Source organism: Lacrimispora sp. YZC11 (genome assembly GCF_057543815.1).
The window spans coordinates 177,195-190,222 of sequence record NZ_BAAJYQ010000002.1; the positions used below are offsets into that span (position 1 = coordinate 177,195).

The window sequence follows — 13,028 nt, forward strand, 5'->3', positions numbered from 1 at the left end:
AAAAAAGTACTTGATTTTTTGGGAAAAATGGTTTAATTTAATTTAAGAACGATGGCGTTCTCCTTATACCGGGAGGACGCCTTTTCTGATTTATGCGCATATTCAGATCGCGAGGAGACTATAAAGGCAATTTGACTTATCAAAATATGGGAGGATGGATAATTTATGAGCGAAGTTGTAAACGTAGCTGAGCTGTTTGGTAGGAATGTATTTAACGAAACCGTAATGAGAGAGCGCTTACCGAAATCTGTTTTTAAAAAATTAAAGAAAACGATTGAGGATGGCGCAGTATTGGATCCGTCGATTGCTGACGTGGTTTCCCATGCCATGAAAGACTGGGCCATTGAACGAGGCGCAACTCACTATACCCACTGGTTTCAGCCTCTTACCGGAATTACCGCTGAAAAGCATGATTCCTTCATCTCCGCTCCTACATCGGATGGAAAGGTAATTATGGAGTTTTCCGGTAAGGAGCTGGTAAAGGGAGAGCCTGATGCTTCTTCTTTCCCGTCCGGAGGCTTAAGAGCGACCTTTGAAGCAAGAGGCTATACAGCCTGGGATTGCACTTCTCCGGCATTCTTAAGAGAAGATGCCATCGGTGTTACCCTCTGCATTCCCACCGCCTTCTGCTCTTATACAGGAGAAGCTCTTGACAAAAAAACACCTCTCTTAAGATCCATGGAAGCTGTAGATGAGCAGGCTTTAAGAATCTTAAGATTATTCGGAAATACCACCTCAAAAAGGATTATCCCTTCCGTTGGTGCAGAGCAGGAATATTTCCTGGTTGATCATGAAAAGTACTTACAGAGAAAAGATTTAATCTATGCAGGACGCACCCTGTTCGGTGCAATGCCCCCTAAGGGACAGGAGCTGGAGGACCACTACTTTGGTTCCATCCGTGAAAGGATTGCGGCCTTCATGAAGGAAGTGAATGAAGAGCTCTGGAAGCTGGGAGTACCGGCAAAAACCCAGCATAATGAAGTCGCTCCCGCCCAGCATGAGCTGGCTCCCATCTATGAACAGGCAAACGTGGCCGTTGATCATAACCAGTTGGTTATGGAAACTTTAAAAAAGGTTGCAGGCCGTCATGGATTAAACTGCCTGCTTCATGAAAAACCGTTTGCAGGGGTCAATGGTTCCGGTAAGCACAACAACTGGTCCTTAACCACTGACGATGGAATCAACCTGCTAAATCCAGGGGAAACGCCCCATGAGAACATCCAGTTCCTTTTGGTGCTGTCCTGTATCTTAAAAGCGGTTGACCGCCATGCGGATCTGCTCCGGGAATCCGCCGCTGATGTAGGAAATGACCACAGGCTTGGGGCAAACGAAGCACCGCCGGCCATTATCTCCATATTCATCGGCGAACAGCTGGAGGATGTTGTAGATCAGCTTTGCAGCACCGGAGAGGCTACCCGTTCCAAGGCGGGCGGCACCTTAAAAACAGGGGTAAGAACCTTGCCTGATTTATTCAAGGATGCCACGGACAGAAACAGAACTTCTCCATTTGCATTTACAGGCAATAAGTTCGAGTTCCGCATGGTTGGTTCCTCTGATTCCATTTCTTCTCCCAATGTGGTTTTAAACACCATTTCGGCTGAGGCGTTAAAAGAAGCAGCAGATGTTCTTGAGAAGGCGGCTGACTTTGATACAGCAGTCCATGACATGATTAAAGAGCAGCTGGCAGCCCATAGAAGGATTATTTTCAATGGCAACGGATATTCCCAGGCCTGGGTGGATGAGGCGGAAAGAAGAGGGCTTCCAAACCTTAAATCAATGGTTGAGGCGATTCCTGCTCTTACCACAGATGCATCGGTGAAGATGTTTGAGGAGTTTAAGGTATTCACAAAAGCTGAGCTGGAATCCCGGGTTGAGATCGAATATGAGGCTTACAGCAAAGCCATTAATATCGAGGCCAGAACCATGATCGATATGGCCGGAAAACAGATCATACCTTCTGCTGTTAAATATGCGTCCCTGTTGGCAGATTCCCTGGGAAAAGTAAAAGCAGCGTGCCCGGCAGCCGATACCAGCGTTCAGGAAGAGCTTCTCATAGAGGTAAGCGCTTATCTTTCCGATATGAAAATAGCCCTTTCCGCTCTGTCAGATGCTGATGAGAAATGCTCGGCAATCGAAGGGAACAAAGAACGGGCAAATGCTTTCCGGGATGAGGTAGTACCCGCCATGATAGCTCTCCGCGCTCCTGCCGATAAGCTGGAAATGATAGTAGATAAAGAATTTTGGCCAATGCCAAGCTACGGAGACTTAATCTTCGAAGTATGATGACGGCGGCTATGAAAAAAGGTGCTGTCCTGGGCTCAGGGCAGCACCTTTTTTCATAGCTCCCAATAAATGGGCCGCATGCGCTCAAAGGTACAGAATTGTTTGAAGCCAATGTCTTTTAAGATCCCTCTTACCTCAAGAATGTGGTCTCCTAAATGCTCCGAATCGTGAGTATCCGAGCCAATGGTAAGGAGGGTGCCGCCTAATTGGAGATAGCGTTTTAAGATTTCTCTGGACGGCGTTAAGTCTTTAAGACCATATTTAAAACAGGAGGTGTTGACCTCGATCCCTTTTCCATCGGCAATAATGCAGCGAAGTATTTTTTCCACCGTATCCATGATATTGCTGTCCGGATAGTCCCTGTAGGTATCATACCGCTTGATCATATCTAAGTGGCCCAGGACAGAATATTGCTTGTATTTTTGTACAACCTCATAGATGGCCTCATAATAAGCCTTTTGAAATTCTTCCTGGCTCCTTCCCTCCTGGAACTGGTAATTCCAGAATTCCTTATCGTCCACCTGATGATTGCTCAAGATGATAAAATCAAAAGGATATTTTTCATAATCCTTCTGGAAAAGAGGGATGGTGTGGGACTGTACCCCGAATTCGATTCCTGCTTTTATGGTTAATTTTCCTTTGTATTTTTCTTTCATCATTTCTATTTCTTTAAAATAATTTTCATAATTGCAATTTAAGTCTGTTTTTACCCCATAATCCACATGTTCCGTAAATGCAATTTCATCAAGTCCTACAAGTATTGCCCTTTGTACCATTTCCTCCATAGGGCACTGGGAATCATCGCTGAAATAAGTGTGTATATGATAATCTGACAGCATGCTCTGTTCCTCCATCCTCATTTTTGTATATGAATGAATTTTTCTTTTAACCGTCTTTGCCGGTTTTTGATTTATATGATATAATGATAATGCACTGAGACCCACTTATCTAACACAATTATTTTTATTTATTATAACAATCGTATTTAGAGAAGGTGAGGAAATTTGATGATAGATACCAATGTCATGCAGGATGCCTCTGAAATCTTCCGTTATGACCAGATGGGGATTCCGCTCTATATCCAAAGGGATAAGTTGTCGGATTATCCGGATTGGAAGGCCCTTTGCCACTGGCATGAGGACTTAGAATTCATCCGCATTCTGTTCCACCCCCAGTTATTTACCGGAAATAAACTGATTTTCCAAAAATACATAGCACCGATTATGGAAAATCAAGGCATGGAATATATTTTTTTTGACGGTTCTAGCAGCGATGGAAGAGATACGTCAGCCCTGCTTGATCATATTTATTTTTTAAAGGTGCAGGCGGCCGTTGCCTACGAGATAGAGGTGATAGGGATCATGCTCGCGTTATGGAAACGGCTCTGTGAGCGCTGCGAAGCCATATTCCCTGAAAACGTCGGCCAGGGTGGCTCGGATCTATCGGTCCAGAAGGATATGGTATCTTTTGTTCACCAGCATTATGGGGAAAAGCTGTCCTTGTCTGATATTGCGGCATCCGGCAGCATATGCCGGAGCAAATGCTGCATTATTTTCAAACGATATCTGCAGCAGTCCCCCATTGATTTTTTAAATTCCTATAGGCTGGAGGTCAGCCGCGTCCTTCTAAAAGACACTGCCGACAGCATTACCCAAGTTGCGATTGCCTGTGGTTTTAATCATCTCAGCTATTACTCCAAGCTGTTTTTACGAAGCTATGGATGCACTCCCAGCCAATACAGGAATTTACATTTACATTAAAAAGAGCACAAAAAGAAAAAAAGAAAGAAGAAGGTAGATCACCATGGAGACAATGTCATATGTCACATCAATTCTGGAAAAGATCGTAAATATTCCAAGCCCCAGCGGCTACACCAGGGAAGTAATGAAAGCGATACAGGAAGAGGCCGCAAAATTCGGATATTCTTCCGTTTTTAACAAGAAAGGCGGTCTCATCATTAAGGTTCCAGGGGAGAAACAGGAGGTTTTAGGCCTATCCGCCCATGTGGATACCTTAGGTGCCATGGTCCGTTCCATCACTGATTCAGGGATGCTCACCCTTGTGCCGGTGGGAGGTTTCATGATGGAGACCATTGAAGGCATGTACTGCAAAATACACACCAGAACCGGTAAAACCTACACCGGGACTATTCTCACAAAAGAGCCATCCGTCCACACCTATGACAATGCCAAAACCCTGGAGAGGAAGGCAAAAAATATGGAGATACGCCTGGACGAGTTGGTAGAAAACGCCGATGATGTAAAGAAGCTTGAAATATCCCCTGGGGATTACATCAGCTTTGACCCCATGTTCGTCCATACGGAAAACGGATTTATCAAATCCCGCCACTTAGATGACAAGGCTTCTGTGGCAGTCCTTATGGGAGTATTAAAGGATTTATGGGATTCCGGGCATAAGCCGGAAAAGACCCTTAAAATCGTGATCAGCAATTACGAAGAGGTGGGATATGGTGCAAGCTGGATTCCGGAGGATATAGAGGAGTTTATTGCCGTGGACATGGGGGCTTTGGGGGATGACTTAACCGGAGATGAAAAAAAGGTATCCATCTGCGCCCAGGATTCCACCGGGCCTTATGACTATGAAATGACAAACCGCCTCATTGCCGTTGCAAAGGAGAGGGGGCTGGATTTTGCGGTGGATGTATTCCCTCACTACGGCTCTGATGTAGGAAGCGCCATTAGGGGCGGACATGACATCCGCGGGGCGTTGATCGGCCCGGGAGTCCACGCTTCCCATGGGACCGAACGGACCCATGAGAAAGGCTTGGAACAGACCTTAAAGCTGATTGAAGGGTATATTGGCCTTCCATTTTCCGACAGGCTTTAAGAAATTCTCTTGCAAAAAAAAGATGCTTGTGCTAGTATATAGAAAAATTTGAAATAGGGGAGGAGTATACCATGGATGAGAATTATGCTGTAGCATTTCAGCTCATTATGAACGCAGGAAATTCAAAATCGCTTTCCATGATGGCGATGGAGTCTGCCAGAGAATTTAACTTTGAGGAAGCGGAAAAATATATAAAAGAGGCGGAGCTTGAGATGAGGTCCGCCCATCAGTCCCAGATTGATTTGATCCAGCAGGAAGCCCAGGGGAATCCTATTGATGTAAACATCATTTTGGTACATGCCCAGGATCATTTAACCATGGCCATGATGGCAAAGGATCAGGCAGCGGAGGTTTTAAACCTTTACCGTATGATCAAGGATTTAAAGGATGCCATTGAAAAGTAAATAAGCGTTTGCCGAAAAACAGCCTTCTTGCACACTGACAAAATCTCAGGAGTAAGAAGGCTTATTACAATCCAGGAAAAGGAGAGACATTATGGAAGGGATCAAAATCGTTACCATCGGGGGCGGCTCCTCTTATACGCCGGAGCTGGTGGAAGGGTTTATCAAACGTTATGAAAAACTGCCCGTAAGAGAGCTTTGGCTGGTGGATATTGAAGAGGGAAGGGAAAAGCTGGAGACCGTAGGCGCCCTTGCGCAGCGCATGGTAAAAAAAGCTGGACTTCCCATGAAGGTGATTCTGTCTTATGACAGGCGGGAAGCTTTAAAAGATGCGGATTATGTGACGACTCAGATGAGAGTGGGGCTATTGGATGCCAGAATTAAGGATGAACGGATCCCCTTAAGCCACGGCATGATCGGTCAGGAAACTAACGGAGCGGCAGGCATGTTCAAGGCATTCCGAACCATTCCGGTAATTCTGGATATTGTAAAGGACATGAAAGAACTTTGCCCGGAGGCATGGATGATCAACTTCACCAATCCTGCGGGAATGATCACAGAGGCTGTGTTAAGATATACGGATTATAAAAAGGTGATCGGTCTTTGCAATGTGCCGGTCAATATGGTAAATGGTTTTGCCAGACTCTTAGATGTGGAGCCGGAGCGGGTGACGATGGAGCTGTCCGGCTTAAACCACCATATTTTTGCAACCGATGTATTTGTGGATGGACAGTCAAGGCTGGAAGAGATTCTGGAAATCTATCAGCACATCAGCGCAGAAGATGCTATTTCCATGAAGAACTTTTCCACCCTGCCGTTTTCACCGGAGTTTATCCGGGGACTTCACTGCATCCCCTGCCCCTATCACAACTATTATTACTTTACCAAAGAACAGCTGGAAGAGGAGTTAAAGGAATACAAGGAAGGCCGGGTCCGGGGCGAAGTGGTGAAAAAGGTAGAGGAGGAACTGTTTGAGCTGTACAAGGATGAGAACCTGGATGTAAAACCAAAGCAGCTGGAGATGAGAGGCGGCGCCAGATACAGCGATGCTGCCTGCAACTTAATCTGCTCCCTGCACAACAATACCGGTGATATCCAGTATGTAGATGTACGGAACAACGGGACGATCACAAACCTCCCGGCAGACAGTGCGGTAGAAGCCGCCTGCATCATCACAAGCGGCGGTCCAAAGCCCATTGCCGTAGGCGAGTTAAAGCCCCAGATTAACGGGACCATTCAAACCATCAAGACCTTTGAGCGCCTGGTCTGCGAAGCGGCGGTCACCGGAAACCGGGATTTGGCAGTGACGGCTCTGAACATGAATCCTCTTTGCGCAAGCGATCACGATGCCAATGCTGTCATTCATGAATTGCTGGAGGCCCATAAAGAATACCTCCCTCAATTCTTTAAAAACGAAAGGCAAGAATAGGAAAAAGCTGTGAAATTGACTGAAAAAGTCTGTTTCACAGCTTTTTTTATGGCGTTATAACGAATAAAATGTATGGTTGAAGGAGAAATTATTAATTATTAAATAAAAAGTTTATTTTTATTTTAGAATTTGCTTGTGTTTTTGCATATGATATAGTATCATATGGGTAAGAAGAAGTGGTCTAGACCACAGAAAGGGGTGCGAGGATGTATCATATTTTATTAGTTTGCTCAGCAGGAATGTCTACAAGCATGCTTGTAAAAAAAATGCAGGATGCAGCATCAGAAAAAGGCGTGGAGGCCACCATTTGGGCGGTGGGAGATGCTGAATCTATTGATGAAGTGAAAAAGGCAGATATTATTTTATTGGGGCCTCAGGTTCGTTATCTTGAGAAGAAGATGAACGAGAGAGTGAAAAATGAGAAACCTGTGCTTGTCATCGATATGATGGCTTACGGCACAATGAATGGCGCCAAGGTACTGGATCAGGCGCTGGGGAAGTTAAACGGGTAAGTATGAAAAAGAAGCTCCCCGTTCCAATGGTTTAGGGGAGGATAAAAGAGGGAGAAAAAGTTATGGGTGCATTTAATTCATTCATGGAAGCAAAATTTATGCCAATCGCAGCTAGAATTGGTTCCCAGAAACATCTGGTTGCCATTCGTGATGCCTTTATTGCCATCATGCCAATTACCATGGTTGGTTCCATAGCAGTTTTACTTAATGTATTTTTAAGAGACCTTCCAAATCAGGCAGGTATGACTGGTTTTGTCCAGGCCATGTCTCCGATCATCAGTGTTAATGGCAACGTATATTTTGGCTCTATCGTAATTCTTGCTCTGGCATTTGTTTTTGCTCTGGGCTACAATCTTTCAAAAACCTACGATGTAAACGCCATTGCAGGAGGAGTCATCGCATTTGCAAGCTTAGTCACCTGTATGGGACAAAGCGCTACCTTCGACTATGAGCTTCCAGGTGTTGCAGCGGCAGCTGCCGACCAGCTGAAAGGTCTTGGACTTAATGTAGCTGCTACACCAGGCGGCGGTGTTGCATTAAACGGAGTCAGCGGCTGGGGATACTTAGGTTCCGGATACACCGGTTCCGGTGGTCTGTTTACCGCACTGATTATGGGCTTTATCTGTACCATGATTTACATAAAGCTGATGCAGAAGAAGGTTACCATCAACCTTCCGGATTCTGTACCGCCAGCAGTAAGCAAAGCATTTGCAGCAATTGTTCCAGGTGTAATCGCCATTTATGTTGCAGGTATCTTGACCCAGATCTGCATAACCGCAACAGGCTCCACCATTAATGATATGGTTCTCAGATATATCCAGAGACCGCTCCTCAGTTTGTCACAGGGCTTCTTCAGCGTAATCTTCATGGTATTCTTAATCCAGCTGTTATGGTTCTTTGGTCTCCATGGACACAACGTACTGGCTCCTATCATGGACGGTATTTATTTAACGGCATTAAACCAGAACATTGAGGCATTTACCACCAGCCAGAGCACTGCGAATCTTCCATACTTATGGACCCGCGGTTCCTTTGATGCCTACTGCCAGATGGGCGGTTCCGGAATTACCTTAGGCCTTATTATCGCAATCTTCCTGTTTTCTAAGAGGGATGACCAGAAAGCCATTGCAAAGTTATCCTGGCCCATGGGTGTATTTAATATCAATGAGCCGATCATCTTCGGTATGCCTATCGTATTGAACCCGGTGTATTTGATTCCATGGCTGATCGTTCCTCCGGTATGTGCGACCATCGCATACGGCGCAACTGCCATAGGCCTGATCCCTCCGGTTTTCGTAGCTGTACCCTGGGTAATGCCTGCAGGCATCTATGCCTTCCTTGCAACAGGCGGAAGCTTTATGGCAGCACTTGTATCATTGTTTAATCTGTTTATATCTTTTGCCATCTGGACACCATTTGTAATGATGGCAAATAAGATGAAAAGCGAATAGTAACATAGATTAAGAAGGAGCTGCCAGACCAGTTCACAGGGGATGTCCTGACAGAACTGATTTGGCAGTTCTTAAGTTTAGCAGAGAAAGAAGGGGGAGAGCTCCGTGAAAAGCTGGACCATATTTTTAATCGCCATAGGCTGCCTGTTCATCACTGTATCACCCCAGCTTCCAGCCCCTGCCATGTATATGACCGTTGGTCTGGTATTTGTACTGTTGGGTGCAGTCATGCTGATAAAGAAAAGGAAATAAGGGGGTATGAGATATGAAACTTGAGTTTCCGGAAGGGTTTTACTTTGGAAGTGCAACCAGCGCCACCCAGTGTGAGGGAGGCGTAGATAATGACGGGAGAGGGAAAAATATCTGGGATTTGTGGTATGAGGAAGAAGGCTATAAATTTCATGGAGCCATTGGCCCGGGCATTACCTCTTCCTTCTACCAGAATTATAAAGAAGATATTCAGCTGATGAAGCAGACGGGCCATAATTCTTTCCGGACATCCATCAGCTGGTCCCGCCTGTTTCCGGAGGGGTTTGGAGAGGTGAACGAAAAAGCGGCTGATTTTTACCGCAGCCTGTTTCTGGAATTAAGGGAAAACGGGATCGAACCATTTGTTAATCTGTACCATTTTGACATGCCGGTAAAGCTGCAGGAGCTGGGAGGCTGGGAAAACAGAAAGGTCGTAGATTATTATAAGGAATATGCCTGGACCTGCTTTAACTTATTCGGAGATTTAGTGAAACACTGGTTTACCTTTAATGAGCCCATCGTCCATGTGGAATGCGGATATCTGCAAGGCTATCACTATCCCTGCAAGGTGGATCCCAAAGCGGCTGTTTCGGTTGCTTATCATACAGCCCTTGCCAGTGCTTTCGCGGTGAAGGAATATTACAGCATGAAGCAGGGAGGAAAGATCGGGATTGTCTTAAACCTGACCCCGGCTTATCCCAGAAGCTCCCATCCAGAGGATGAGAAGGCGGCAAAGATTGCCGAGCTGTTCCAGAATAAGAGTTTTCTGGATCCTGCCGTTAAGGGAACTTATGATCCGGAACTGGTTGCTCTCATAGAAAAGCACGGATTGCTGCCGGAGGCTTCTAAGGAGGACTTGGAGATCATCCGTCAAAATACGGTGGATTTTCTGGGAGTAAACTACTATCATCCGTTCCGTGTCTGCGCAAAGGCCAGTATTCCCAATCCGGCAGCTCCGTTTACGCCGGAATATTATTTTGATATCTATGATATGCCTGGCAAACGGATGAACCCATACAGGGGCTGGGAAATCTATCCCAGAGGCTTATATGACATTGCTGTCAATATCCGTGACAACTACGGGAACATTGAATGGATGGTCACAGAAAATGGCATGGGCGTGGAAAATGAGGGACGTTTTAAGACAGACGGTATGATACATGATGATTACCGTATTGAGTTCTATGAGGAGCATTTGACCTGGCTTCATAAGGGGATAGCAGAAGGAAGCAATTGCATTGGATATCATGTGTGGACCTTTGTGGACTGCTGGTCATGGCTCAATGCTTATAAGAACCGTTACGGGCTTGTGGAGCTGGATTTGGAAACCCAGAAACGGACCATAAAAAAGTCGGGTTATTGGTATCAGGAGCTGCTTAAAAACAACGGTTTTGAAACGGGCAAATAGGAGAGACATATGGAAGTAAGTCAAAAACTGAATGTAGAGGCAAAGGAATTCTTCAATGCCCTGGCGTCTTCGGTTGCCTATGATATCAGCCAGGCCACAGGGAAAAAGGTAAATCCAGACCAGATTTATTCCGGTTTTCGCTATAAAAAGAAGATGAAAAATAAAATGGGACAGGAAAACCATGTTGATGTGGTGATCAAGCAGTTTGTCTCTCCCAGCTGCTATGAGGCAAGTTTCCGCACCTCCCATGGGACAAATGTTATTTCTTACGAGATCGAAGATAGTAAAGACGGAAACAGTATGGTACACTACAGGGAGGGATTTGAGGGGGAGAGTACTTCCTACTCCTTAAACTATAAAATTGTCTCCTGGTTTTATCAAAAAGGTTCCAAAAAGAGGGTTTCCAGGATGCTTTCATCCATGGAAAGCTTCATTAAGGGACAAAGGGCAAAAGAGAATTAAAGGTGATAAGAGGTGATACAATGGGGGCTCCGAAATATCAAAAAATAAAACAGGACCTTATGGAAGAAATTAAGGACGCGTCTGTCAATACCCCTATTGCATCAGAACGGGAACTGGCCGGTCGGTATAATGCCAGCCGTATGACCGTGCGCAACGCTTTAAATGAACTGGTGGAAGAGGGAGTATTATATAGAGATAAAAATAAAGGAACTTTTGTTGCAGACCAAAGGCTTATGAAAAAAAATACGTCTGCAGAGACTTTAAATAAGCCCATGGATGATACCTATGATTACAATGTGATCTATTTCAGTTCCTGCTTTTCCGATGAGAAGGTCGCTTCCTGTCTGGAAATCGGATCTGAAGACCGGATGATCCGGATCGTGCGCTTAAACCGGAAGAATGGAAAGCCTGTAAGTGTTGAAGAAATCTATTTGATCCAAAGCCTGATCAATGACAATGATTACAACAACTTAAATAAGCTTTTGGATCTGAAAGGATACATTGACGATGGATCGGTTACACAGAAGTTTCTTCCTATTATAGTGCCTGTAAAATATATTAATCTGCTTCACGTAAAGCTGAATACTCCGATTATTATGGTTGAGAGCACCATTGTAAGCAAAAGCGGCAGCCCGGTCGTGTATATCAGAGAATTTAACAACCCAATTGAAAAAATAATTGAGATAACCACATAGTTGAAATACCCGCAGTATACCATAATCCGCAAAAAATAGGCAGGAAAGAGGAAATACCCTGCGGGTATACCATTATGCCCAAAAAGCTGGGCAGGAAAGTGGAAAGGTGTTTAATTATGGGAAGACTTGGTATCTCCCTCTATCCGGAGCATTCCACTCCGGAACGGGATAAGGAATATATCCGGCTGGCCGGTAAATACGGGTTTCAGCGGATTTTCACCTGCTTGTTGAGCGTGGGGAATAAAAACAAAGATGAGATGATCAATGAATTTCGGGATATGATTGATACAGCCCATGAATCCGGTATGGAAGTAATACTGGACGTGGCGCCTCCTGCTTTTGAAGCACTGGGGGCTTCCTATGACAATCTGGCTCCCTTTAAAGAACTGCATGCAGACGGGATCCGGCTGGATGTAGGCTTTGACGGTATGAAGGAAGCTGCTATGAGCTATAACAACGAGGGAATGAAGATCGAGCTGAACGCCAGCACCGATCCAAGCTATGTGTCAAATATAATGAATCATCATCCGGTGCCGGAAAGGATCATTACCTGCCACAACTTTTATCCTCAGAAATATACGGGAATCAGTCTGGAGCATTTTGATTACTGTAACCGGGAAATGAAAAAGCACGGCCTTAAGGTTGCGGCCTTTGTATCCAGCAACAATGAGAATACCTTTGGCCCCTGGCCTGTGAATGAGGGATTGTGTACTCTGGAGATGCACCGGGGCCTGCCTGTGGATGCACAGGTACGGCATCTGCTTGCAACCCGTATGGTAGATGATGTGATCATCGCCAATGCCTATGCTTCAGAAGAGGAGTTAAAGGCCTGTGCCTCAGTGACACCTGGAAAGCTGATGTTTGGTCTTTGCCTGGAAAAAGAATTGACGGAAACAGAGCGGGAGATTCTTTACTTTGACCGGCAGCATGCCATCAGAGGCGATATCAGCGAATATATGATACGGTCCACCTGGCCGAGAGTAGTCTTTGCTGACAAGTCTATTCATCCTGCCAATACCCGGGATTTAAAACGGGGGGATGTTGTGATTTTAAATGACGGTTATTCCCGTTATAAGGGAGAGCTGCATGTTGTTTTAAAGGATATGCCTAATGACGGAAGAAAGAATGTGATCGGCCATGTACCTGATTATGAACTGGTACTGCTTGATTACATTAAACCCTGGAAATTGTTTGGTTTTACAGAAGTATGATTTGCATGATTCATGCAGGCATATAACGACAGCCTTTTCACGGTCTCTGGAGAGAGATATTAAACATAGTTACTTCATAA

Annotated in this window: 13 protein-coding genes; 12 read left to right on the forward strand and 1 reads right to left on the reverse strand. The window is 45.1% G+C overall.

Features of this window, described 5'->3' with window-relative positions; genetic code table 11:
- Window positions 1-165: 165 nt before the first annotated feature.
- Window positions 166-2,283 carry a glutamine synthetase III family protein gene (locus tag AC27IJ_RS00730; protein WP_312444902.1) on the forward strand — a complete coding sequence of 706 codons (2,118 nt, stop codon included), beginning with the start codon at window positions 166-168 and terminating at the stop codon, window positions 2,281-2,283.
- Between the two features lie 53 nt (window positions 2,284-2,336).
- On the opposite strand, the gene AC27IJ_RS00735 is transcribed toward AC27IJ_RS00730, so the two are convergent.
- A complete protein-coding gene (locus AC27IJ_RS00735) occupies window positions 2,337-3,122 on the reverse strand; it encodes a histidinol-phosphatase HisJ family protein (RefSeq protein ID WP_312502792.1) in 786 nt (261 codons plus the stop codon).
- A 168-nt stretch (window positions 3,123-3,290) separates the two neighbouring features.
- On the opposite strand from AC27IJ_RS00735, the gene AC27IJ_RS00740 reads away from it, so the two are divergent.
- From AC27IJ_RS00740 to AC27IJ_RS00790, 11 genes are all read left to right on the forward strand, one after another.
- Window positions 3,291-4,043 carry a helix-turn-helix transcriptional regulator gene (locus AC27IJ_RS00740; protein WP_487147258.1) on the forward strand — a complete coding sequence of 251 codons (753 nt, stop codon included), beginning with the start codon at window positions 3,291-3,293 and terminating at the stop codon, window positions 4,041-4,043.
- A gap of 43 nt (window positions 4,044-4,086) precedes the next feature.
- Window positions 4,087-5,130, forward strand: coding sequence for a M42 family metallopeptidase (locus AC27IJ_RS00745; RefSeq protein ID WP_312444899.1), 1,044 nt, complete (start codon window positions 4,087-4,089; stop codon window positions 5,128-5,130).
- A 71-nt stretch (window positions 5,131-5,201) separates the two neighbouring features.
- Window positions 5,202-5,534, forward strand: a complete 333-nt coding sequence (locus AC27IJ_RS00750) for a PTS sugar transporter subunit IIA (protein ID WP_312444897.1) — start codon at window positions 5,202-5,204, stop codon at window positions 5,532-5,534.
- Between the two features lie 91 nt (window positions 5,535-5,625).
- Complete coding sequence (locus tag AC27IJ_RS00755) at window positions 5,626-6,960, forward strand: 6-phospho-beta-glucosidase (RefSeq protein WP_487147259.1); 1,335 nt, start codon at window positions 5,626-5,628, stop codon at window positions 6,958-6,960.
- A 206-nt stretch (window positions 6,961-7,166) separates the two neighbouring features.
- Window positions 7,167-7,472, forward strand: coding sequence for a PTS sugar transporter subunit IIB (locus AC27IJ_RS00760; RefSeq protein ID WP_158417438.1), 306 nt, complete (start codon window positions 7,167-7,169; stop codon window positions 7,470-7,472).
- 62 nt (window positions 7,473-7,534) lie between these two features.
- Complete coding sequence (locus AC27IJ_RS00765) at window positions 7,535-8,923, forward strand: PTS sugar transporter subunit IIC (protein WP_312444892.1); 1,389 nt, start codon at window positions 7,535-7,537, stop codon at window positions 8,921-8,923.
- Window positions 8,924-9,028: 105 nt separating this feature from the next.
- Window positions 9,029-9,175: a multidrug transporter gene (locus AC27IJ_RS00770; protein WP_312444890.1), complete on the forward strand. Its 147-nt coding sequence runs from the start codon at window positions 9,029-9,031 to the stop codon at window positions 9,173-9,175.
- A gap of 13 nt (window positions 9,176-9,188) precedes the next feature.
- Window positions 9,189-10,580 carry a glycoside hydrolase family 1 protein gene (locus tag AC27IJ_RS00775; protein WP_487147260.1) on the forward strand — a complete coding sequence of 464 codons (1,392 nt, stop codon included), beginning with the start codon at window positions 9,189-9,191 and terminating at the stop codon, window positions 10,578-10,580.
- A gap of 9 nt (window positions 10,581-10,589) precedes the next feature.
- Complete coding sequence (locus AC27IJ_RS00780; RefSeq protein WP_312444885.1) at window positions 10,590-11,042, forward strand: DUF3284 domain-containing protein; 453 nt, start codon at window positions 10,590-10,592, stop codon at window positions 11,040-11,042.
- Window positions 11,043-11,062: 20 nt separating this feature from the next.
- Entirely contained in the window at window positions 11,063-11,737 is a 675-nt protein-coding gene (locus AC27IJ_RS00785) for a GntR family transcriptional regulator (protein ID WP_312444883.1), read from the forward strand.
- Between the two features lie 116 nt (window positions 11,738-11,853).
- Window positions 11,854-12,948, forward strand: coding sequence for a DUF871 domain-containing protein (locus tag AC27IJ_RS00790; protein WP_487147261.1), 1,095 nt, complete (start codon window positions 11,854-11,856; stop codon window positions 12,946-12,948).
- Window positions 12,949-13,028 lie beyond the last annotated feature (80 nt).